The 24,622-nt window shown below is 43.7% G+C and carries 19 protein-coding genes and 1 tRNA gene; 6 read left to right on the top strand and 14 right to left on the bottom strand.

All coding sequences use genetic code 11. The annotated features are described in order from the left end of the window. Positions 1–145: 145 nt before the first annotated feature. Positions 146–1,624 carry a hypothetical protein gene (locus A2W93_13800; GenBank protein OFY55062.1) on the top strand — a complete coding sequence of 493 codons (1,479 nt, stop codon included), beginning with the start codon at positions 146–148 and terminating at the stop codon, positions 1,622–1,624. A gap of 267 nt (positions 1,625–1,891) precedes the next feature. Here A2W93_13800 and A2W93_13795 read toward each other — a convergent pair whose 3' ends face one another. The 9 genes from A2W93_13795 to A2W93_13755 all read right to left on the bottom strand — a co-directional run bounded on the left by A2W93_13795 (position 1,892) and on the right by A2W93_13755 (position 11,538). Continuing rightward, positions 1,892–2,755, bottom strand: coding sequence for an RNA polymerase subunit sigma (locus A2W93_13795; protein ID OFY55061.1), 864 nt, complete (start codon positions 2,753–2,755; stop codon positions 1,892–1,894). Between the two features lie 70 nt (positions 2,756–2,825). Further along, the gene (locus A2W93_13790) at positions 2,826–4,952 is read right to left on the bottom strand and encodes a polyribonucleotide nucleotidyltransferase (protein OFY55060.1); all 2,127 of its coding nucleotides are present in this window, start codon (positions 4,950–4,952) and stop codon (positions 2,826–2,828) included. Positions 4,953–5,024: 72 nt separating this feature from the next. Further along, the gene (locus tag A2W93_13785) at positions 5,025–5,294 is read right to left on the bottom strand and encodes a 30S ribosomal protein S15 (protein ID OFY55059.1); all 270 of its coding nucleotides are present in this window, start codon (positions 5,292–5,294) and stop codon (positions 5,025–5,027) included. A gap of 356 nt (positions 5,295–5,650) precedes the next feature. Beyond that, positions 5,651–6,256, bottom strand: a complete 606-nt coding sequence (locus A2W93_13780; protein ID OFY55058.1) for a hypothetical protein — start codon at positions 6,254–6,256, stop codon at positions 5,651–5,653. Between the two features lie 38 nt (positions 6,257–6,294). After that, positions 6,295–7,533 carry an ATP-dependent protease ATP-binding subunit ClpX gene (locus A2W93_13775; GenBank protein ID OFY55057.1) on the bottom strand — a complete coding sequence of 413 codons (1,239 nt, stop codon included), beginning with the start codon at positions 7,531–7,533 and terminating at the stop codon, positions 6,295–6,297. 5 nt (positions 7,534–7,538) lie between these two features. Beyond that, positions 7,539–8,216: an ATP-dependent Clp protease proteolytic subunit gene (locus A2W93_13770; GenBank protein ID OFY55056.1), complete on the bottom strand. Its 678-nt coding sequence runs from the start codon at positions 8,214–8,216 to the stop codon at positions 7,539–7,541. A gap of 4 nt (positions 8,217–8,220) precedes the next feature. After that, on the bottom strand, positions 8,221–9,570 hold the full coding sequence (locus A2W93_13765) for a trigger factor (GenBank protein OFY55055.1): 1,350 nt from the start codon (positions 9,568–9,570) through the stop codon (positions 8,221–8,223). Positions 9,571–9,606: 36 nt separating this feature from the next. Beyond that, a tRNA-Leu gene (locus tag A2W93_13760) sits at positions 9,607–9,691 on the bottom strand. Between the two features lie 206 nt (positions 9,692–9,897). Beyond that, the gene (locus tag A2W93_13755; protein OFY55054.1) at positions 9,898–11,538 is read right to left on the bottom strand and encodes a hypothetical protein; all 1,641 of its coding nucleotides are present in this window, start codon (positions 11,536–11,538) and stop codon (positions 9,898–9,900) included. 146 nt (positions 11,539–11,684) lie between these two features. Between A2W93_13755 and A2W93_13750 the strand changes: the two genes are divergently transcribed. The 5 genes from A2W93_13750 to A2W93_13730 all read left to right on the top strand — a co-directional run bounded on the left by A2W93_13750 (position 11,685) and on the right by A2W93_13730 (position 19,237). Continuing rightward, positions 11,685–14,456 carry a hypothetical protein gene (locus A2W93_13750; GenBank protein OFY55053.1) on the top strand — a complete coding sequence of 924 codons (2,772 nt, stop codon included), beginning with the start codon at positions 11,685–11,687 and terminating at the stop codon, positions 14,454–14,456. Between the two features lie 11 nt (positions 14,457–14,467). After that, the gene (locus A2W93_13745) at positions 14,468–14,680 is read left to right on the top strand and encodes a hypothetical protein (GenBank protein ID OFY55052.1); all 213 of its coding nucleotides are present in this window, start codon (positions 14,468–14,470) and stop codon (positions 14,678–14,680) included. A gap of 30 nt (positions 14,681–14,710) precedes the next feature. After that, entirely contained in the window at positions 14,711–16,726 is a 2,016-nt protein-coding gene (locus A2W93_13740; GenBank protein ID OFY55051.1) for a hypothetical protein, read from the top strand. Between the two features lie 128 nt (positions 16,727–16,854). Continuing rightward, complete coding sequence (locus tag A2W93_13735; GenBank protein OFY55050.1) at positions 16,855–18,582, top strand: hypothetical protein; 1,728 nt, start codon at positions 16,855–16,857, stop codon at positions 18,580–18,582. 1 nt (position 18,583) lies between these two features. Further along, the gene (locus tag A2W93_13730) at positions 18,584–19,237 is read left to right on the top strand and encodes a hypothetical protein (GenBank protein ID OFY55049.1); all 654 of its coding nucleotides are present in this window, start codon (positions 18,584–18,586) and stop codon (positions 19,235–19,237) included. Between the two features lie 12 nt (positions 19,238–19,249). Here the strand turns inward: A2W93_13730 and A2W93_13725 are convergent, their stop codons facing one another. Genes A2W93_13725 through A2W93_13705 form a run of 5 tightly spaced genes read right to left on the bottom strand, consistent with a single transcriptional unit; the run spans position 19,250 to position 24,622 of the window. Continuing rightward, positions 19,250–21,310, bottom strand: coding sequence for a hypothetical protein (locus A2W93_13725; protein ID OFY55048.1), 2,061 nt, complete (start codon positions 21,308–21,310; stop codon positions 19,250–19,252). A 10-nt stretch (positions 21,311–21,320) separates the two neighbouring features. Further along, entirely contained in the window at positions 21,321–22,472 is a 1,152-nt protein-coding gene (locus A2W93_13720) for a hypothetical protein (GenBank protein ID OFY55047.1), read from the bottom strand. Position 22,473: 1 nt separating this feature from the next. Then, positions 22,474–23,583 carry a lipid-A-disaccharide synthase gene (locus A2W93_13715; protein ID OFY55046.1) on the bottom strand — a complete coding sequence of 370 codons (1,110 nt, stop codon included), beginning with the start codon at positions 23,581–23,583 and terminating at the stop codon, positions 22,474–22,476. Continuing rightward, positions 23,580–23,864 carry a hypothetical protein gene (locus tag A2W93_13710; protein OFY55045.1) on the bottom strand — a complete coding sequence of 95 codons (285 nt, stop codon included), beginning with the start codon at positions 23,862–23,864 and terminating at the stop codon, positions 23,580–23,582. Before A2W93_13710 ends, A2W93_13715 begins: the two co-directional genes overlap by 4 nt. Continuing rightward, positions 23,861–24,622 (bottom strand): 5'/3'-nucleotidase SurE, encoded by a 762-nt coding sequence (locus A2W93_13705; GenBank protein OFY55044.1) that lies wholly within the window; start codon positions 24,620–24,622, stop codon positions 23,861–23,863. Before A2W93_13705 ends, A2W93_13710 begins: the two co-directional genes overlap by 4 nt.

Below are 24,622 nucleotides of genomic sequence, written 5' to 3'. Positions count from 1 at the left end.
TTTTTGTCTGGGGGGCAATATGCCTTCCTGCTCAGCCCTCAGGCAGTGTGACTCTGTTGCGATAGGAGTCAGACATAATATTAGTAGGCCGGTCTAGGTTATTATTCTTAATTTTGCAGCAAGCGTAAAAACACAGCGGTTTTACATGAGCCAGGGCATATCAAAGTCGTTTATAAAATCTTCGTTCATCTATTCTTTCATAGGTGCACTTCCATTGGCATCCAGCGTAGTGCTATTGCCTTTCTATGGAAACTCCAATCTGCTGACTACCGAAGATTTTGGCTTGCTTGCTATCTATATCGCTTTGAGCGAGCTGGTCAGAGTCCTGTTTATTTATTCAGCCGACAATTATCTGGGGATTAACTACATCCACAACTCAGATTCCCCTGCGCAAAGTCGTAGATTTATTGGGACTGCTGCGCTGTTTTTATTAATATTCGGGGCGGCGATGACGCTGATTTTTTCGACCGTTGGAGATTTTCTGTTTACTTTTATTTTTCCCGGAAAGGATGTAAACTTCTTCCCATTTGGATTTCTATCAATTTTGACGGGATTGTTTACTGGTATTTTCAAGGCTTACACGGCGCTAATGATTTACCGACAGAAACCAAACCCCTATTTCTGGAGCAATATGCTGCATTTTGTGCTGGTGATTGCTTTCTCTGTAAGCGGATTGTATTTGTTCCCTATGTCCCTTGATGGACCCATCTGGGGGCGTTTCATTTCGGCCTCATCAACATTCATTTGGGCATTGATTTATTTTGGGCGCGAAAGTAGGTTTGAATTTTCAAAAAGCATACTCAAGGATTTATTGATCTATTGCACGCCGCTGTTTATTTTCTATTTGCTTTCGTGGGTTATTGCCAACATCGACCGTTACTTCATTCTCGGAATTCTGAGTGAGAGCGAAGTTGCTGTTTTCGATTTTGCCGTCAAAATTACGCTGATAATTGAATTATTGCAGGTTGGCTTGTCTGCCGCAATCAATCCGAAAGTTTTTCAAATTTGGAAGAAGCATGGTGATAAGCCTGAAGGCAATGTTGAGATTAATAAATACTTCAATGGGTTCACAGTAATCAATCAGATCAGCATGCCGTTGCTGTATGTTTGCGTGGTGTTTTTTGTCCCGTTAATTATTTCGAATAAAGACCTGTATCAATCGTTCGATTTGTTACCGATTCTTATGGCTGGCATGGTTTCGCGCGTTTGGTTTTTGTATCTGACTACACCGGTTTATTATTTCAAAAAAACAAAAATTCTTCCGCTGGCTTTTTCAATTGTAGCGTTGTTTCAGGTGGTTGTTACTTTCAGTTTAATTAAATTGTCGGGTATCGAGGGCGCTGTTTGGGCCAATTTCATGACTAAAATTCTGCAGGTAGTGCTGCTTTATTTCTTTGTCAGAAGATTTTATTCGTTCTCCGTAAATCCCAAAAAATTCATTCTGTATCCGGTCATTTATATTCTTATGCTGCTGGTTACAAAAATAGCTTTCAGCGATGTCAATATGTATCTGATGTCAACTTTACACCTGATCATTCTGGCTGTTATTGGCTTCATTTTATTCAGAGAAGAGCTGGTCCCGTTTCTCAGATCCCTGCTGCCGGGACGGGCGAAGCAGCAGTAAAAAACACTAGATGTGAAATACGAAATATGTAGTGCTGTGTGGCTCACGTGAAACAGCTTGTCTCGTTTCACTTGATGGCAATGTCGCTAATGAGGGATAAGAGCGGCTAAATGAAAATCTGTAACGATTTACTCTTTCAGCGTGATAGATTCTACGTCTAAAACGCATAACGAAAAAACATGAAATCGATTTTTAATTGCAACAAAAAAACTCCCGCATGTTGGGCACAATGCGGGAGCTGAAGGGTTTATACACAACATGTATTTTTTATCCTAGATAGCCTTTAAGGTTTCGGCTCCGGCTGCCATGTTTCAGGCGGCGAATGGCTTTTTCCTTAATTTGACGTACGCGCTCGCGGGTGAGTCCGAACTTGTCTCCGATTTCATCCAGCGTAAGCTGGGCAGCGCCATTCAACCCGAAATAGAATTTCAAAACGTCGCGCTCGCGGGGTGTCAAAGTGGCAATGGCACGTTCAATTTCAATATTGAGTGATTCGAATTGCAGTCCTTTGTCAGGACGTTCACTTTCCTCGTTGGCATACAAGTCATAGAGGTTGGTATCTTCGTCGGTCACAATAGGTGCATCCATGGAGACATGGCGGCCGGTGTGGCGCAGACTGTCTTTCACTTCGGTGTCGGGCATATCGAGCAGAGCCGCAATTTCGTGCGCATCGGGTTCGCGCTCAAATTCCTGTTCCAGCTGAGCGAATGCCTTATTGATTTTGTTGATGGTGCCAATTTTATTCAGAGGCAGACGAACAATACGCGACTGTTCGGCCAGAGCCTGAAGAATCGACTGGCGAATCCACCATACTGCGTAAGAGATGAATTTGAATCCGCGGGTTTCGTCGAAACGTTGGGCAGCTTTAATCAAACCAAGATTGCCTTCATTAATAAGGTCGGGAAGACTGAGGCCCTGGTTTTGATATTGCTTGGCAACAGAAACAACGAAACGGAGATTGGCTTTGGTCAATTTCTCCAAAGCAGCCATATCTCCCTGCTTGATACGCTGAGCCAACACGACTTCTTCATTGGCAGTGATCAGCTCTTCGCGGCCGATTTCCTGTAAATACTTGTCCAATGAAGCAGTTTCGCGATTGGTGACCTGCTTGCTGATTTTTAGTTGCCTCATATAATTCTCTCAGGGTTGGGTTAGCATTTATACGATGCCCCCAACTGAATGTTACACAAAACAGATGAAATTATTTTTCTTCTTTAGGTAACAGCACTTTACGCGAAAGACGGAGTTTGCCGGTTTTTTCATCGGTGCCAATCAGTTTAACCTGAATTTTTTCACCGACTTTCAGTACCGTGTTGACATCCTGAATTCGTTCCCAGGAAATCTCAGATACGTGCAACAAAGCTTCCTTGCCGGGAAGAATTTCTACGAATGCGCCGTAAGCCTGAATGGCTTTAACGGTACCTTCATATACTTCGCCAACTTCAGGAACAGCCACAATTGATTTTACCCAATTATGCGCGGCTTCCATGCTGTCTTTGTCAATCGAGAATATTTCAACAACGCCAAAATCGCCAACTTCTTCTATAAGAATTGTAGCTCCGGTCTGACGCTGAATTTCCTGAATAATTTTTCCACCAGGTCCGATAACGGCGCCGATGAACTCACGTGGGATGCTGAATTTAACGAAACGAGGAACGTTTGGTTTGTATTCTGCGCGTGGTTCAGCAATGGTTTCAGTAATGATTTTGAGAATGTGCTCACGACCGCGTTTAGCCTGGGCTAAAGCTTCTGCAAGAATATCGTAGGAAAGGCCATCCACTTTAATGTCCATCTGACAGGCAGTGATGCCGTCGAGGGTTCCGGTGACTTTGAAATCCATGTCGCCGAGATGATCTTCGTCGCCGAGGATATCGCTGAGAACACAGTATTTTTTGCTTTCAGAGTCGGTAATCAAACCCATCGCAATTCCTGAAACAGGTTTGCGTAGTTTTACGCCTGCATCCATCAGGGCCATGGTTCCTGCACAAACAGTTGCCATCGATGAGCTTCCGTTTGATTCGAGAATATCACTGACAATCCGGATGGTATATGGATTTGAATCATCCTTTGGGATCATGTTTTTCAGCGCACGGAGAGCCAGATTGCCATGTCCTATTTCGCGACGGCTGGTGCCGCGCATCATTTTTGCTTCGCCGGTAGAAAAGGGTGGAAAATTGTAATGAAGCAAAAGTTTGTTAGTTCCTTCGAAAATAGCTCCGTCAATAATCTGATCGTCGAGTTTGGTGCCGAGGGTAACGGTGGTCAAACTTTGTGTTTCTCCGCGGGTGAAAACTGCACTTCCGTGAGGTGACGGCAGATAATCTACTTCGCACCAGATCGGGCGGATTTCGTCCATTTTACGGCCATCGAGACGAACGCGTTCGGTCAAATACATGTCGCGGACAGCTTTTTTCATCACGTCGTGATAATAGCGGCCCACAAGCGATTTTTTACTATCAAGTTCCTCTGCGGGAATGGTGGCCAGAAATTCATCTTCGATGGCATCGAAATCATCCTGACGCTGATGTTTGTCTGGAGTGCAGCGCTTGGCCACATCATAGGCACGCTGATAGCAGAAGTCGTAAACCGATTTGCGGAGATCTTCATCGTTCACTTCGTGGCAATATTCGCGTTTCGGGTTTGCTTTTTCAACTTTGGCAGCAAGCTGCAGCTGAGCTTCAATTTGTTTTTTAATTGCGGAATGAGCAAACTTGAGCGCTTCCATCATAACATCTTCGCTCACTTCCTTCATTTCGCCTTCCACCATATTGATGTCTTTGGCATTGGCAGCCACCATAAGCTCCAGATCTGCATTTTCAAGATCTTTGACAGATGGATTGATTACAAATTCGCCATTGATGCGGGCTACACGTGCTTCGGAAATAGGGCCATTGAAAGGAATATTCGAAACGGCAAGGGCTGAAGATGCAGCAAGAGCCGCATATGCATCGGGGAGGGTATCGGTATCGCCAGAGATCAGATAAATTAAAACCTGAGTTTCGGCGTGATAGTTATCGGGGAATAAAGGACGCAGCGCGCGGTCCACAATGCGGGCAATAAGAATTTCGTATTCTGAAGGGCGGGCTTCACGTTTGAAAAAACCACCGGGAAAACGACCGGTTGAAGCATATTTTTCCTGATATTCAACTGTAAGTGGCATGAAGTCAACGTTTTCTTTGGCTTCTTTGTTTGAAACGACAGTGGCAAGGAGTACGGTGTTGCCCATGCGGACAAGTACAGATCCATTGGCCTGGCGGGCCAGCTTACCGGTCTCGATAGTTCCGGTTCGCCCGTCGGGAAGTTCAAATGTTTGTGTGATAGCGTTCATCTTTTTTGTATGTTTTTTAAATAAAGAAAGGCAATACCCAGATTGCCCTTCCGTTGTAAAATGTCAATATTTTTACTTTCTGATCTCCAATTGCTGGATCAAAGTACGATACTTTTCAATATCCTTAATTTTGATGTAGGTAAGGAGCTTTTTACGCTTTCCTACAAGAGTCAGAAGGCTGCGCTCAGTCACAAAGTCCTTTTTATTGCTTTTCAGGTGACCGGTCAAATGCTTGATTCTTTCAGTGAAAATAGCAACCTGTACTTCCGGTGCGCCGGTGTTGGTTACTGCTTTACCGTATTTTTCCGCGAGTTGTTTTTTGGTTTCGATTGATAAATTCATGGTTCTCTTTTTTATCGGGCTGCAAAGGTACAATAATTATTTATTAATCAAAACTTTTAGGAGAAAAAATCTTTTCCGGGTGCACAGCGCATAACAAACAACGCTTTAAAACGTGGAAATTTGGCTCAACTCTTACCACTTACTCCTTACTACTTACTCCTTACTCCAAATTTAGGGTGCTGTGCACGATTAACCCGAGGCCTTGCCATCACGTGAAACGTGATAAATCGGCTAATGTAAATTGCGCTGGAATTTACTCCTCCGCTTCCAGCGGAGTAAACTCCGGAGGCGGAGGCGCATCCGATAGAGCTTCGCAGCTTTTTACGTTGACGCGTGACTTGACCTTGACCTCGACCTCAAATTGTCCCATTCTCAATCATCACCACAATGGTTTCAATATCATGATCGATTCCGATCGGGTCGTAGGTGACTTTTAAATTGTATCCGAATATTTTTCCGAAGGTTTGCCAGAATGTGGCCGTGATGCCTCCCCGGAAGTCTTTTATAAGATTGTATGTTGTAAAGCTGGTCTCACGATAAATAAGCTTCATCAGGATTTTGCCCTGAGTGAACGTAAGTTTCACCAGCTGATCTTCGAGCTGGGCTCTCATTTCGCTTTCTATCCGGTCAAGTTCTCTTTCTCGTTCCCGGTCGTTGCCAATACCGTTCAGATACTTGTTATATTCATTCACCTTGTTTCCAATAAGCTTTGCATATGGATAAACACGCTTAATGTGCTTCACCATTCTGGTGAATTCAATAACCTGAACTTTTGATTTAAAAACAATGGGACCGTAAATTCGGACTGTTGGTATCCAAAAAAGAGGGACTGTGTCGCCTTCAATAATGACGGCCTTGGTTACAATTCCGTCCTCTACACCGCTGCCGTCTGTAGTAGGCTGGGCTTGTGCGAGCATGCCCGAAGCAAAAACGACGATCAGAAGTATAAGCAGCTTTTTCATGTGAATGTTTCGGTCGGTGTTACAATTCTGCGGCCAGATTACGAGGCTACTTTGAGTTGGATTTCCGGATGGTTCTTCAGCTTGTTTTTAACGAAAGATGCCGTAATTTTAATTTTTTCTTCTTTGCCGCTCTCCGAGAGGTCGAACATGAGATCAGTCATTATTTTCTCCATGATGGAGCGAAGTCCGCGTGCCCCGAGCTTACTTTTAATGGCCATATGGGCTATTTCTTTCAAGCCATCAGGCGCGAATTCAAGGCTAATGTTGTCCATCGCGAAAAGGGCTTTGTACTGCTTAACCAGCGAGTTTTTCGGCTTGGTCAGAATTTCGAGCATGGCTTCTTCACTCAGCGGATGCAAGTGAGCCAGAACCGGCAACCGGCCTACAAGTTCGGGGATTAAACCAAATTTGCGAAGGTCTTCGGATGCAATATATTGGAGCAAATTTTCTTTGTCAATTTCCTTTTGCTCGCCTGTTTTCTTATATCCAATCACGGATGTTTTGAGACGGTTGGCAATTAATTTTTCAATGCCGTCGAATGCTCCACCACAAATGAACAAAATGTTCTGGGTGTTTACCTGAATATATTTCTGATCGGGGTGCTTGCGTCCGCCCTGAGGAGGAACATTAACAACAGCGCCTTCAAGCATTTTGAGAAGTGCCTGCTGAACTCCTTCACCGCTCACATCACGTGTGATGCTGGGGTTGTCTGATTTGCGGGAAATCTTGTCAATTTCATCAATGAAAATAATCCCGCGTTCAGCAGCTTTTACATCATAGTCGGCCACCTGAAGCAGGCGTGCCAGTATGCTTTCGACATCTTCGCCCACGTAGCCGGCTTCGGTCAATGCTGTTGCATCGGCAATGGCGAAAGGCACATCGAGAAAGCGGGCAATGGTTTTTGCAAGTAAAGTTTTTCCGGTTCCGGTTTCACCAACAAGTACGATGTTGCTTTTTTCAATTTCAACATCATTATCAATGTCTTTCGCCTTGATTCGTTTGAAATGGTTGTAAACAGCAACCGACAGAAGTTTTTTTGACTCATCCTGGCCAATGACGTATTGGTTGAGGAATTCAAATATTTCGCGTGGTTTGCGCAATGTAAAACCGGCTCCGCCAGATGGCTTGGTATTCTTAAGAGCCAGTTCTTCATTAATAATCAATTGAGCCTGGTCGACACATGCATCGCAAATGTTACCGGTTACACCGGTGATCAGCAGTTTAACTTCCTGCTGGCCGCGGCCGCAAAAGGAGCAATGGTCGGTTGGTTTTGACATGTAAATTATTTTTTATCGCGACGAAGAACTTCGTCAATCATTCCGTATTCTTTTGCTTCTTCTGCGATCATCCAATGGTCGCGGTCACCGTCTTTCCAGACCTGTTCAATAGTCTGTCCGCTGTGATTGGCAATAATCTGATAAAGCTCCTCTTTCAACTTCCTGATTTCAGTAACAATAATTTCCATGTCCGATGCTTGACCTTCGGCTCCGCCCATTGGCTGATGAATCATTACGCGGCTATGAGGAAGTGCGGTACGTTTACCGGCCGATCCTGCGCAAAGCAGCACTGCGCCCATCGAAGCAGCCATGCCGGTACAGATGGTTGCGATATCCGGTGCAATGTATTGCATGGTGTCGTAGATGCCCAATCCGGCATAAACAGAGCCGCCCGGCGTATTGAGATAAATAGAAATGTCTTTGGTTGCATCAACGGATTCGAGGAACAGAAGCTGTGCCTGAATGATGTTTGCTACATAATCGTCAATCGGCACGCCAAGAAAAATTATGCGGTCCATCATCAGACGAGAGAATACGTCCATGGTGGCAATGTTCAGCTGACGTTCCTCAATAATGGTAGGCGAAATATAATTGGAAGTGACTTTCGTGTACTTATCAAACACATTGCTGTTGATGCCCCGGTGACCGATGGCGTATTTTCTGAATTCGTCGTTTATGTTCATAATCTTAGTTTTTTTCGTTCACCAAATTAAGAAAATCTTTCCAATTCATCGCTTTGGTTTCAACGGTGCAATTTTCTTCGAAAAGCTTGATCAATCGCTCATCGGTCATATTGTCAACCAAATTGCTGAAGCGTTCTTTTTCCTTCGAAACGATATCATACACCTGGTCAATTTTGGCTTTTACTTCCGGATCGTTATCGTCCATGTCGGCAAGTCCGAGCAGTTCTTTGAGGTGCATGCGAATATCTTCGCGGGTAATCAGCAGATTGTATTTTTTTATCAGTCTGTTTTCGATGAGCTGCCATTTCATTTCTTCAATATAGAAAGGAAGTCCCTTTTCCAGGTCTTCTTCGGTGAGTTCCTTTTCGGAGCGGGTGCGAATGAATTTTTTCAAAAATTCCTCAGGGAGGGTGAAGTTGAATTTGTTTTTCAATTCTTTTTGAACATCGAAGAAGAATTGTTTGCGGGCTTCTTTTTCATAGGTCCCGCTCACGTCCTGGCGAATGATTTCGCGCAGCTGTTCTTCGTTTTCGATATTTCGTTCTGGGAAAACCTGTGCGTAAAGCTGCTCATTAAGTTCGGCAGGGGTAATTGACAGAACACTTTGCAAAGTAACGCGATATGTTCCTTTCATGCTGCGGGCATCATCAATGCTGATGTTGAAGACTTCAGTTCGTTCATCAGCATTTGGAAAATCTTTTTCAACATCGAAATCAAAGGATTCTTCGACTTTTTTGCCGATTAAAACCTTTTGTGCATGTTCCGGCATTGTGCTGATACGCAGGTGTATGAATTTATCCAGACCACCTTCTTTTTTCTCGCCGTTTTCGATTTCAATCAACTGTGCAGAAACAAAGCTATTGTTATCGACCGCCTCGGCTTTTTCGAATTTGCCATAGCGCTCGCGAATCTCGCCCAGGTATTTTTCAACATCGGCTTCATCGTGACTAATTTCATATTTGGTGAAGGTCAGCGATTTGTCGGCGGCAGGGTCAATTTCGGGCTCCAGCGCCACGTCGAAACGGAAGGTAAAGGTGTTGCCTTCATTCCATTCGGTCAGGCGGGCTTCTTCTTCGTCCATCATTGGCGAAAGAATAAAACTGATCTTGTTGTCGTCTAAATACTTGTAAACGGCTTCGGAAGCGACATGCAGAACTTCATCAGCAAGTACGGAATTGCCATACATTTTTTTGATAACACCAAAAGGTACTTTACCGGGGCGGAAACCAGGCATGCTGGCCTTACGGCGGTGTTCGCGCAACTTCTCCTCAACTTTTGGCTGATAATCAGCGGGTTCGATATGGGTTTTTAATGAAGCAGTGAGATCAGCGTTTTTTTCAAATTCGAAATTCATACAAGGCTTTTTTGAACTTTTGACAAATGATAATTATTGTGCGGATGAAGGGACTCGAACCCCCACGCCTTACGGCACTAGATCCTAAGTCTAGCGCGGCTACCAATTACGCCACATCCGCATATTTGGGAGGGCAAAGTTACAATTATTATTGGAATCACAAATGACTACGGTATGTTTATTATCAGTCCATTAATGCCGGATGTCTATTTTAGAGGGTCAGTAATACTAAATAAAAGCCAGAGACGGCCATTTAAAAAACTGAATAAAAAAAAGAAGCTCCGATACCCCGAAGCTTCTGTGTATAAATTTGTGTATTGGAATAAATTATTCTTTGAAAAACCTGGCTACTTCGCGTGAGCCAGATTGAACGAGATAGAGTCCGGAATTAAATGTACTAATATCAATGCGGAGTGTTTCATTGCCGGGACTTTCCAGTTCAATCAATGAGCGGCCGGTAATATCATAAATGTGCACTGGGCCGGCTTCGTCTATGATTACATGTAATACATTGGTGGCCGGATTCGGGTAAATGTTCAGTTGTTCTGTAGCCTGATCGGCAATGCCTGACGGATCGGTGATGGCGAAATTATCGATATCGACAAAGTACGATCCGGTGCCGCCGTAGGCTTTGAAACGTACCTGAGTCATTCCAGTTGCAAAAAATCCAATAGGGAAAGAAAGGGATTCAAAGTCTGTCGAAGCGACATGATTGATGGGCGTAATGGCATAAACCAGTGTCCAGAGGCTGCTTGCCGGATTTGTCATTTCAATTTTCACAGAATCAATTTCGCTGGCAGGTGTAGCTGTTGATGGATATCCGGCTACATTGACAATACGATAATCGAATGAGAGGACCGATTGTGCGGTAAGCCCACAGAATTTGGGACTTTGCGCCCAGAGGTATGTTTCAGCCGGAGTCAACTCAGCGGCGACACCCTGGTCAGTTTCGCCATGGCCCGTCAGGTTCTCAAAATCGCCGGTCCATAGGTTTGGAAGGCCAACTCCACCATCGAATGATGTAAGATAAGGAATAGTATAATTTGTATTGACAGTGGTGCTGCCCGGATTTTGACTGTAGATATGTGTAGTTGTGTTAAAAGCCCAGGCTTTATAGGCATATTGGGCGCCTGAAAGCAGGTTGCTATGCGTGTGATTTCCTGCAGGTCCTGCATAAAAAATTTCCGTTCCGTCGCTCAGGGTGTCACCCGTGGTGTAGATAACTCCGCAAGCAGGAGTTGACATATTTCCTGTATGATTGTAAGCGATGAGAATATTTTCTTCAGCCGGGACAAAAACAATTGAAGTAAGATCAATGCTGTTGCAGGAATCCAGTATTGCACCGATTACCGGCTGATCAGGTGCAATAAATTTCAATCCGATTGCGGGCAGATAGTCGGTTAACTGGCAAAGCTGCGATGTTGGAAAACTGTTGTCCTGACCCCAGCTCATGGTAACATATTCGGTGGATGAATCAACCACTTTGCAGCGAAATTTTGGAGCTACAGCCGGGCCTGTACCACCCCAGGCTGCAGAAATGTATATTCCCAAATGACTACTGTTGTCATAGTCAAAAGGAGTTTGCAGATTGATGATTTTTTCGCCGACGGCATCGAAGGCAACTTTTCCGCTGAAAACAATGGTAGATCCCGCACTGACATTTGCATACGTGTCGTATCCGCCAAACATTGCATTTGTCAGATGTTTATAGGCAATGGTTATGGTTACACTGTCGGGGCAAGCGGTTTCAACAAAGAAGGTGAGTGCGCGGACCCGGGCGCTAAGCCCAATCTGGGTTTTGTTGTAAATGGAGGCATTGTAGGTATATCCATCGCTGCCATCGAAAGGATAATCCCGTGTAGAGTATGTGCCTTGCGCGGGATAAATTATGTTCGGGCTTATTTGCCCCCTGGATGTTGTAATCAGGCAAATCGACAGAAAAAATACAAGTAATGCTTTTGTTTTCATCAGTTTTGTGTTTTTGTTTGTCGCAAAATTATGGCGATCTGCATTTGCATCTCATCCGGTATTCTCCGGATTTTATTCTTTCATAATCCGGAAAATTCCTGATGAATTTGGACCTGAATTCAGGTTTCCTTTGTAACAAAAAAATCATGAAAACTATTTTGTTTTTTGCGGTGATTGCTGTTTTATCACTGAGTGGAAACTCGCAAACCGCTATTGATGAGGGGTGGGTCGAAATTGGCAATGCAGCGTACAATTCGAAAATCTATGATGTAACTTTTACCGATGCAAACAATGGCTTTGCGGTCGGTTCGGGCGGCACTTTTCTGAAAACAACCGATGGCGGAGCCACCTGGAATGCTATGTATATTGGTGTGAAATACTCATTGTATGAAATAGCTTTCAGCAGCAGCAACGTGGGCTACATTCGCGGCGGGCATAAAGACGGCGGCGGATATTTCGGGAAAATTCTGAAAACCACCGATGGCGGTGCGACGTGGGCGGAGGTTTTATACAATCCATCCACTTATTTTGAAACCATGAGCGTGCGCTCCGATTCAGTGGTTTTTGTGGGTGATTACGAGGCAACCCAACACACCGTGAATGGTGGTGCAAGCTGGATCACAACTTCGCTGACAGGCCTCTATACTATTATTAAACTTGGGTTTAATGACGCAGGAAGGGGTTTTATGATTCCAGGTGATGGAGATTTTTATATGTCGGATGACCTGGGACTGTCATGGGACTCTGTATTTCGTTTCACTGGCGACGGACCCCTTGACTTCAGCTTCCCGGATGCGGTCAATGGATTTTTATTGTCATATAATGGAAAACTTGCATTGAGTCATGATTCCGGGTTGACCTGGAGTTTGTATAAGATTTTTACAGAGCCAATGAAAGACCTTGAATTTTTCGATGACTCAACAGGGTTCTTCCTTGATTATTATGGAAACAATATATTCAAAACAGCAGATACTGGTTCAACATTGCAGCTGTCGTACAATAATCCTCAAGCAGATTTGAATGGCCTGCACAAAATGAGCGACGGCAGCCTGCTTGCTACAGGCCCCGGTGGTTTGATTATCCGCACTACAGATGGCATTTCCTGGGATACTTTGCATATTGGAGAAATGAATACAAATCTGTCCGATGTTGTTTTTATAAACGATCAGACCGGCTTTGCTGCAGGAACAAATGGTTATTTCCGCCAAACAACAGACGGTGGCTTTACATGGGCTACTTCACAAATCAGCGCAGCAATTGATCTTGGCGGAATCTGCGTAGCCACAACAGACCGGATAATTGCCGCTGGCAGTGATTCTTCCTATTTTGTGTCCACTGACACCTGCCAAACCTGGACGCAGTTTAATTACGGAATTGATATGGGAGTAGCCCGAGGTATTGAGCGTGCATCGGCAACCCAACTGTTTGCTTATGGCACCGAAGGAATGTTTATTACCAATGACGTAGGTCTTACATGGTCCGAATCGGGTTCTTATTCCCAGGTTTATTCGGGTTTTGCATTGAATTCCGATACCGCTTTTTTTGGTTTTCTAAATGGTGGAATCAGATATACGTTTGATGGTGGTGTTTCATATACTGATATGATTACGGTTAATCCTGCCATTCAGGGCATTCACTTTTTCGATGCTGACACGGGATTGTTTGTAAATTCCTGGGGAAGAATATATATGACAAACGACCGTGGATTGAACTGGGGGCAAATGCTGAACTGCGGCGTAAGCCTTCAGGAACTCTACTTTGTGAATGATTCTTTGGGGTATGCCATGGGTAATATGGGTAAATTATATCGAACAACAGATCAGGGTCAGAATTGGCAACTTGTTGAAAGTGGCACATACAGGGCGCTGTACAAAATGTGGTTCACACCCGATGGCACCGGATACATTGTAGGCGACGATGGCATTATTCTGCGCAAAGCTGCAACGCCTGTTTTCGACATCAGCTTTGTTGTAACAAACGATAGCGGCGATACACTGACCAATGCCGCCATGAATTTTAATTCTGTTTCGTATCCGGCCGGAATCAATGAAGTTTATGGATTAAACAGTGGAACATACAATTATATTTTCAGCTTACCGGGACATATGAGCGATACCGGCTCTGTTGTCATTTCGAGTGATACCACAACTCTTGTTGAACTGAAAAAATTCCACATGGTAACTTTTCAGCTGAAAAATGTTTTTGATAATCCGGTGTCTTCAGCAGGCGTTTTGTTTAATGGTGATTCACTTGTGTCGAATGCCGCTGGTGAAGCGGTTTTCAGCAATGTGCTCAAATCGCCGTCACTTACGATACAGGTGAATGAAAGCCATTATCTGCCATTCTCTTCGGCCACAGGTATTGCAAATGATACAACCATTTCAATTATTTTGCAGGCCGATATTGCTGCTCCTGTTCCAAATACTGTTACGGTCATTGACGATTATTCCTTTACTGCAAGCTGGACAGCTGGCACCAATGCCACCCAATATGCCTTGTTTGTTTCGGATGATAATTTTGCTTCATTGTTGCCGGGATTTGACAGTGTAATTGTAACAGGACTTAATTATTCCGTCAGTGGATTGACACCTGGTCAACTCTATTATTTCAGACTACGGTCATTAAATAATTATGGTTTTTCCGATTATTCTGCAACCGGGCAGGCCGAAACCACAACGGCCATTTCAGAGATGACCGATTACAGTGTAGGCGTATTTCCAAATCCGGCAACCAACAGCATTATTGTAAACCCGCATGGAATGACGTTCCCTCAGCAAGTGTACATCTTTAATACTTGCGGGAATCTGGTTTTGTCGGTTGAAATCAGTGGTCCTGAAAGTATTGATATATCGGACCTGCAGCCGGGAATATACTTTTTGCGAATGTCAGAATTTGTTCATCAGATCATGAAACTCTAATTAGGTTTTGCATGAAAGACAGACTGGGTGCAGAAAAAGTTGATCAAAAATTGCGTAAGGTGCAACGGTTGATCAGGCGGAATAAAATTCAGGAAGCATGGAACAGTCTCGATTCATTTGATGAAGCAATGCTTGAAAAATGCAATGAGCACGAAAAGCGGTTGATTGCCGAAGCTCGTCAGATAATGTTGCATATCATGGTAAATGAACTTAAAGAAAAATAACCAACTATGAAAAAATTATTTCTTATCATAATGCTGATTGTTCCTTTGCTGGCATCGGCTCAATGGAACTGGCTAAACCCACAACCACAGGGTGATCCGATAAACGATATTGCATTTGTTTCAACCAGCAATGGCTTTGCTATCACCGGTGGAGGAGCACTGATGAAAACAATTGATGCCGGTGCAACATGGACGATGGAAGGGACTATTGCCTCAGACTATCTAACCGATTTGCATTTTACTGATGCCACACATGGTTTTGCATGCGGTTCTCAGGGAACATTTGTGCGTACCTCCGATGGTGGTTCAACATGGAATGTGATCAACACCACATTCAACGGTGATGACTTTTCCGGCCTCTGGTTTTTGAATAATACAACCGGGTTTATCATTGCTGATTACGGAGTGATGATTAAAACCACCGATGGCGGCGACAACTGGACCGCAGTCAGTACCGGCTCAAGCGAAACATTTACCGATATATATTTTCCAACAGCCACTACCGGTTATGTTTCTACTGAAGATGGTTATTTTATGAAAACAACTGATGGCGGCGCCACCTGGACAGAGCATGACACCTATCTGGCCGAAGACTTTCAATGCGTTTGGTTTACCGATGAGAATACAGGATGGATGGCCGGTGACTGGGGTGCCATTTACAAAACAACCAATGGCGGAACTAGCTGGGCAAGCCAATCGGTAGGAACGCATGATTATTTTAATGATATCTGTTTCATTGATGCATCAACCGGATATTTGTGCGCCGACGGAACCATTTTCAAAACCACCAATGGTGGTACAAACTGGATTCAGTGCCATAATCCGAATGCCGATTATATCTATGCCATTTATGCAGATGCCGCAGGAAATGTGTTTGCGGGAAATGAACGTGGCCGCCTGTATCGTTCTGTTGATGCCGGAAGCAACTGGGTTGATCTGACAACCGACCGGATGACTCAGGCCGTTCGATTGAATGCCATTGCTTTTTTCAACGATCAGACCGGGGTTGTTGCGGGCTCGAACGGCGTTATTTTCCGGACAGAAGACGAAGGCCTTTCGTGGGACAGTGTTGCTGCCGGAACGACGCAGGAGATTTTTGACATTGAATTGGTCAGCAGCACCGAAGCATTGGCCTGCGCTGGTGCAGGAAGAATACTGCATACCACCGATGCCGGTGAAACATGGTCGACTCTGGTTTCCGGAACAACCAATATTTTGTACAGCATAAAAAAAATAAACGCTTCTTTTGCTGTAGCATGTGGATGGGCAGGGACAGTTCTTACAAGCGCCGATGGAGGAACAACGTGGACCAGCATCAGTACAGGATTTACAACGGGGTTGTACGACATTGATTTTTACAACAGCAGTATGGGTCTATGTGTTGGTCAGAGCGGAAAAATTTATCGCAGTACCGATGGCGGACAAACCTGGACCAGTATTGCGTCCGGTACCAGCATGTATCTGAAAGCAGTTTGTTTCATTGATAGCTTGCATGTAGTTGTGGGAACGAATAACGAAGGTTTTCTGTATTCATCCGATGGAGGCCTTTCCTGGTCAGAATCAGTAACCAACATGACATTGGGGATATCCCGGTTGTATTGTCCTTCGGCAGATACAGTGTTTGCCTGCGGAATGGAGGGATTGATTGCTTATTCGACTGATTATGGACAAAACTGGAATCAGATGGAGCATCACACCTGGTGGCTGCTTGGAGATCTGACGAAAACGACCTCGGGCAAAATGTATGCGGTTGGTTACAACAGCGCGATTCTTTATCGTGGCGAGTTGCAAAGTGTTGGATTTGAAAGCCGGGAATCAGAACCTGAAAACACATTGATCATTTATCCGAATCCGGCCGATGATTTTATTCGTATTGATGAAGACAGAAGCCATTGGTATAATATTTTTGATCAGTCAGGACGATTGGTTCAGTCGGGATATAAATCTCATGAAACAATTGAAATCAGTTCACTGGCACCGGGAAATTATTTTATTCAATGTTCAGACGCTGATGCCGTCAAAACCGGACAGTTCATCAAAAAATAGTTGATTTTGATAATTTTGGACCGGAGTCTTTTGTTTAGGCAGAAGATTCCGGTTTTATATTCCGGGCTGTTAAATTTGGATGTTGGTTTAACAATTATGTTATATTTGCCAGATAGTTGCCCTTATATATGACAAAGCTGATAAACAGGATTGTTTTTGCAGTATGGTTGACAATCATATTTTCGTTTGCCGGAACTGGACAGAATGATGCTGCGCTTGATTCATTGCTTGAACAGGCCGCCGAAGAGCGCCGCAATGGGGCTTATGACAAAGCTCTGAATCTTGATTTCACAGTTCTTGCCTTAGCAAAAAAGATGGGTAATGAAGCAATGCTTGCTGCAGCCAATAATGGAATAGCAACAGATTATATGCGCATTGGCGATCTGAAAAAATCCCGATCCTATTATGAACAAGCGTTGGTAATATACAGACAGTTGCGCGACACTATCAATATTGGCGATCAGTATTACAAATTGGGGTCGCTCGATGTGGATGAGGGGAAAATGGATTTTGCCCGCGAGAAGTATAGTCTGTCCGTGGCTGTTTTCAGGAAAAATAATTATTACCCCGGCCTTGCCGATGTGTACAATGGCTTTGCAGCGATGTTTTATGTTGAGCAAAATCTTGATTCGGTGGCATTTTATGCCGAGCAGTCGTTGAAATATTACAGGCTGGCCGGAAATACCGATGCCGAATCTTTCATGTACATCAATCTGGGAGCTCTTTTCAATGCTCAGAAAAATCATAGTAAAGCCATTCAATATGTCAGCCGCGGAATTGAACTTGCCGACAGCAGCGGGCTGATCAATCAGCTCAGGCAGGGGTACAAAAACCTTGGTGAAACCTATGCCATGATGGGTGACTGGAAACAGGCCTATGAAAATCAATTGTTGTATATCCGATACAATGATTCTATTTTTAATCAGCAAAAAAACGAATCCATGGTAAAGTATGAAGCTCTTTACCAGACTTCGGAAAAAGAACGTAAAATACAGGAGCAAAAAACCGATTTGCTGCAAAAGGAAAGCCGCATAAAATCAATACGCAATACCAGAAATATCCTTATTTTCCTGTTTGTTTTTGCGGTTGTGATAGCATTGTTTTTTGTGTACAGAATTAGTACACGTAAAAAAATTAATCGCCTGCTGGATGAGAAAAACAAGCAACTTGAAGAAGTCAATGCTTTCAAAGACCGCTTATTTGCTATTATTTCGCACGATCTGCGTTCGCCTGTCACTTCTTTCAGTCGAATTACTTCTGCGCTGAATACGGCTGTTGATAAGCTTCCGCCGCAGGAAATCAAGAAATATCTGAACGATATTGAAATCTCAGCAACCGAGTTGCAAAACATGTTGCGCGGGTTGTTGCACTGGTCTCTTACACAACAAAGTGGTGCAAAAGTAGTAACAGCTCCGGTACTTCTGTCGGATTGCATTCATGAAGCTGTTGCTGACTGTCATGGCGCAATGAATGAAAAGCAGATATTACTGAAAACGGATATCCCTGAAAAAATAAATGTGATGACCGATCGGGGATTGCTGCATATTGCATTTCGCAATGTTTTATCGAACGCAGTAAAATTCTCCAATGCCGGCAATGAAATATCTGTCTGCGTTACTACCGAAAATAGCAGTTGTTTTGTTGATATACGCGATCAGGGTCCTGGGATTAAGGATGAAGTCGCCGCTCGCTTATTCGGGGAAATGGCTCCCGATGCGCCTTCGCGTGGAGGCGGATTTGGTTTGTTTATTTCCGCTGAATTGCTGAAAAAAATGAACAGCAATATTCATCTGGCTTCTACATCGTCAGAAGGGAGTGTTTTCAGAATTATTTTACCTTTAGCCCATAGCTCTTGATATGAAAATACGAGTTGCCATTGCTGATGACCATACCATTGTAAGAGATGGTATCCGGCTTATGTGTCTTGCAGATGACGAACTGGAGCTTGTTTTTGAATCGGCTACCATCGATGGATTTATTAAATTGATGGAGAAAAATCCGTTTGACGTGGCTGTAATTGATATTCAGTTCCCGGATGGTTCGGGCATTGATCTGGCCGATCAAATCCTTCGCAAGCTTCCCGATGCGCGTCTTCTGGTTTTTTCAGGAATGATGGATGAAGACACCGTTTTGAAAGCGATTACAAAAGGAGTTTACGGCTATGTTTCAAAAGATGCTTCCATGGCCGAATTGCGCAATGCCATTGCTTCTGTTGCTTCTTTTGAGCAGTTTTTCAGTATGAGTATAGGACAAATCCTGTACAAAAGCTATGTTAAAAAGCAGCAGCAGGGTGCTCAATCAGACAGCATTAATGCGGTTTTGAGCGATCGCGAAACCGAAGTACTTAAGGGATTTGCCGAAGGAAATAGTTATAAGCAAATTGCCGACAAACTTTTTATCAGCCCGAGAACTGTCGAAACGCATAAAGAAAACATCATGAAAAAACTGGATCTGCATTCACTTGCCGACATGATTCGATATGCAATCAAAGAAGAAATAATAAGTTTGTGAACAGTCTGAACTTTATTTCTTAAAACTCCATTCTTTTTTTCCTGAAATATTTACGAATTGCGGATTATTTGTTTTCATTTTCGAGAAAACAATTTTTGTTGGCAATGATTCCTGATATTTTTCAAAATAATACTTGCTCAGCATTGGAGCCAGCATCAAATCTACAGGAGGCAGATCAGGTGTGCCCGGTGGCATTTTGCGCTCGTTCCATGCAAGCATGCGAAATTGATTCCAGCCGATGAAATTCTCGTGGCGGAAAACCAATTTATCATTGAACATTTCACCAGCAGTGATGGTCTGAAGCGAATTTCTGTCGGCAAACCTTTCCAGTCTTGTTTTCAGATATTGCGACAACGTGAATGTATCCGAAGGCAGCATGAGGTAAACCGACTTGTCCTGTTTAATGCCTACAATAAATTCCTTACCGTCTTTAATAAAAAACGCTTCTTTTTCTTTTTCTATTTGCGACTTGAAATTCCACTCAAACAATGTGGCAATAATTGCGAGAAAAAGTATAGCGTAAAGAATTTTGATTTTTCGGTGGTAAAACAACATATAACCCAACGCAATTATTACAACAAGTATCAATGCCGGCCATGCGGAAATATAGATGTTGCTTACAACCGATCCCGGCCATGATTCTATGGTGGTTACGATAAAATTCATTGCCTTGGTAAGCCATACTGTTGCAAATGAAACGGCAATATTAACAAAGGGAATCCACGACAGCAATACGGCGGCCATTCCTGCGTACAGAACGAGACTTGAGAGTGGTACAACCAAAAGATTTGATATCAGAAAATACACAGGAAATTGTCCGAAATAATATAGAATAAATGGCAGTGTGATTAGTTGGGCTGCCAGTGAAACACAGGCCAGCTGCCATATTTTGTCGAGCCATTTGTTGCGGATATGCCACAGATTGTACAGTGGTCGCTGAAAAAGCAGTATGCCTAATACTGCCACAAACGAAAGCTGGAAGCCGATTTCGCCCAGACTGCCCGGATTGAAAGCGAGCAAAATAAATGCGGCCGCCGCCAAACTATTGTATGGACTTATGGAGCGTTGCATGGCAGTACCCACTACGACAAAGGTGATCATGACTGCAGAGCGTAGCACCGACGCCGACAATCCTGTCAGAAATGCATAGAACCAAATGAGTGAAAGGACTAGCAAAACATTCAGCCATTTTTTCTTTTTGAACCATCCAAAAAGGCCTATGAATGCGGTAATCATGATGTAGATGACTCCGACATGTAAACCCGAAACAGACATGATATGAATCACGCCTGCTTTGGAATAGGCATTCATCATATCGGCGCTGATATCGGCTCTGTATCCGGTGAGCATGGCTGATACCACACCAAATTCATCATTATCGCCGAGTTGTTTCTGTAGAATCCTGACCATTTTATCACGCACTCCCAGTGCAAAAGTCATGACCGCGTTTCCCTGTTTATTTTCAAGGACGGTGTAATGATCGTCTCGCACATAAGTCTGATGAAAAATGTTTTTATCGGCCAGGTATTTTTTATAATTGAAATCCGAATTGAAGAGAGGGTTCTGCACTTCGTTGAGATAGCATTTAACAGCAATGACATCGCCATATTCCAGCGTAGCAACCGTGTCTGGATTTGAAATATACAGCAGTATTTTTCCACTGCATCTCGACCAGCCAGAGTCGGTTTTTACAGCAAGGGTCGATGCCGTAGTTTTCATGTTGCTGTTCTTCTGCTCAACAGTATTATCAATTTTTATTATAAGTTCGGCTTGTTGATTTGCCGGCAGATCGCCGATGAAATCGGTTTTGTTTTGGAAGTCGCCGTAATGGGCAGTCAGCCATCCGAATGAGAGAACGCAGTAAATTATTATGATGCTCTGAATAAATCTTATTTTATAAGTGTTGAGCGATTTGAAAACAAACATCCAGGCTGCTAAAGCAATCAGCAAGGCCAGCAATGACGGCATTATCCACGAAGGGTCAGCAAAAGCCCAGCCGCTGCGATAGACGAGCAGGCCGGCAATAAATGGAATTAATATCCTGACAAAGGGTGCTTTTGACCAGGAATTCATGATTGTATTTTTATTCAGAGGTTGAAAGAGATTCGATGGTAGTAATTTCGGTACCAAGGTAATAAAACTTCAGAATATCGGTATATGAAAAACCTTGTCTTGCCATGTTGATGGCGCCTTCCTGACTCAGCCCAACGCCATGTCCGAAGCCGCGACCGGTGAATACAACATTGCTCCCGTCTTCTTTAATGCTGAAAAATGTCGAGCGTAGTTTCAAATCTTCACGAACTTTCCTGAGTCCGATATTACCTGTCAGATACACTTGTCGATTGGCTTGCGTGAAACTTGTTACTTTGGCTGCCGAAGACGGATCGCTGATGGGATAATTGAAATTTCGTTTCAGGTAATCGAGCCATTCGCTGCGGGGCATTGATTTCTGCCAGCTGTAGCTGGTTTGTGAAACACTGTACGGATCATTAACCGATCGGAGATACGGAAGCGGTCTTCCCCACACGTCTTCGGAGTTGCAGGTTTGGCCACCTGAATTGGAATGAAATACTGCAATGATGAGTTGTTTTGAGGTCGAATCAATAATTATTTCGCCTGCCGTTTGCGAAGTTGCAATCATAATCTCCGTATTGGCACAGCGCCCTTTGTAAACCTGACAGCATGTCTGATCGCACATCTGATAATCTTCCGCCGCATGTTTCTCAATATTTTTAAGTGTATACGTGCGCGCCGCTACTGCCTGTACTTTGTAAAATTCATTGTTCTTTGCGATGCCGGCTTCGGACTGGACAACACCTGCAACATAATGCTCAAGCTTGACTTCGTTGAGCAACCATAACGACTTGTCAATCCTGAGCGAAACAATGAGGTCGTCGTCGTAGAGCCGGGTTGACTTACCCGTTGTCAGTTGAAAAATATTCAGAAAACCGACACTTCGCAATATCAATTGTTTTCCACAAAAGATAGTGTCGGTTTTAGTAAAAATAACAAGGTCGTAATTGAACGGAGCAATATGGAGCGAATCTCCTTTGTTGAATAATTTCACTGTGTTTCCAGCGGTATCCTGCAATTGGTAGGTTCCGGAAAAAACAATTAAATCAAGAGAATGAACACTTTTATCAGAATGAATGCGCACCTTAATATCCTGTTGTGCCTGTGTTAATGAGGCATTCAGAATTGCGATGAAAAAAAACAACAGGAATTTTGTGTTCATATCAGGACTTACAAATATTGACAATCTGCGAGGCAACCCGCTCTGATGCGCCAGATCCGCCAAGTTTCGCGTATAGCAAATCGTATTCCGAAAGCATTTTTTCTCGCGCCGAATTTGGTGGAATGAGCTTTTTCATTTCTTCGACCATATTGTCTTTTGTCAGATCTCCCTGTATAAGCTCCCTGCAGACTTCTTTTCCTGCAATCAGATTTACCAGCGAAATAAAAAGTATGTTTTTCCCGACAAGTCTTTTCGCTATCATGTATGATATTGCATTGGCCTTATAGCAGACCACAAGCGGGACGCGGAACAATGCTGTTTCGAGTGTAGCGGTGCCGCTTGTCACAAATGCGCACTGTGCCTTCGATAGCAACGCATAGGTCTGATCGGTTACTATTTCAATGTCGCGACCACCGGTGTTGTATAGTTCTTTGGGAAGCAGACTGACAGCACCGATTATAATTTTATGCGAATCAGCAAAAGCATCCGATGCTTCGAGCATGACCGGAAACATTTTTTTCAATTCCTGCTTTCGGCTGCCCGGAAGTATCGCCAGTATTGGTTTTTCGTGATTCTGAAAATCGGATTGAGCGCCATTATTTTTAAAACCTTCGATGGCGTCAATGAGTGGATGTCCTTCGTATTTCACGGTCATTCCATGATTGGCGTAGAATTCTTTTTCGAAAGGAAGTATGGTAAACATCTCATCTACGTTGCGCCGGATTGTTTTCACACGCGATTTTTTCCAGGCCCAGACCTGCGGCGAAATGTAATAAACAACTCTGATATTTCTTTCATGCGCCCACCTGGCCATTCGCAGGTTGAATCCGGGATAATCGATTAATATTAGTACGTCGGGATTAAAATCTTCAACCTGCAATTTGCAAAGTTTAAAATTTCGCATGATTGTACGCAAATTCATCAGCACTTCTACAAAGCCCATGAACGCTAGCTCCCGGATGTGCTTTTTTACATAAGCGCCTTGTCGAATCATCCGATCGCCGCCCCAGGCCTGAATTTCAGCGGCTTCATCCTTTAGTTTGAGATGCCTGACCAGATTGGAGCCATGCAGATCGCCGGATGCTTCGCCGGCTATAATGAAATACTTCATGCAGCCCAGTTGAAATAAAAATACAACATCGCGAAAAGAAAAGTGACAAGCATGATTCCTTTTCCGGTTTTATCTGCTTTTAATTTTACGAGATAATATCTGAACGGTATCAGGTTGGAACAGATAGCCAGCAATTGTTCTGTACTTTGCTGAAACATATTACCATTACTTCCTGCAAAAATTTCAGTCAGTCCCTTAATGAGCAACCACGTGAGTACGGGCAAAATGATGGCTATGCCCATCCCAAGCCAGAAATTATCTCTTCTGAAAAATTCTTTCATAAACCCTGAAATTGATTTCTGGTGATATCGAGTACGGTATGAGCTGTGAGATCTATGGTGACAGGAACGATGCTTATAAAACCTTGCTGCAGCGCATTTTCATCGGTGTCTTCCTGCACTTCAGGAATAATGAAATCTCCTTTAAGCCAGTAATAGGGCTGGTGGTGCACATCGAGACGTGAATCAAATTCTTCATTCCAATAGCCAATGCTCTGGCGGCAGACTTTCACTCCAGCGGGTTTGTCGGTATTCGGAAAATTCACATTGATGCAGGTTCCCGCTGTAAGTCCGGTTTTCAGCAGTCGTGTACATATATTCTGGACGTACGATTCCATGAAGCTGAAATCAACTTTTGTACTTGGATTACACATCGAAAACCCAACTGACGGAATATTTTGCATGGCTCCTTCAATCGCCGCAGCCATGGTTCCGCTGTACAGCACATTGATGGAATGGTTGCTGCCGTGATTGATGCCGCTGACGATAAGATCAGGCTTGCATTTTAAAACCTGGTTGAGTCCAAGTTTTACGCAATCAGCCGGCGTGCCGCTGGTGGTGTATCTTTCTACATCGCCATCGTTTGGCAGATGTTGGATGCGCAGCGGGTTTTTAATGGTTACGGCATGCCCCATGCCCGACATTCCTGTTTCGGGAGCTACGACTACCAGCTTTCCCAGCGGTTTTAGAAATGAAATGAGAAATTTGATGCCAGGCGCATCAATACCATCGTCGTTTGTAATAAGAATTGTTTTTTCCAT

The sequence above is a fragment of the Bacteroidetes bacterium GWF2_43_63 genome (assembly GCA_001769275.1).
Taxonomy (GTDB): Bacteria; Bacteroidota; Bacteroidia; order Bacteroidales; family DTU049; genus GWF2-43-63.
Note: the sequence above shows the minus strand (reverse complement) of the source record. Positions and strands in the feature narration are given on the sequence as shown.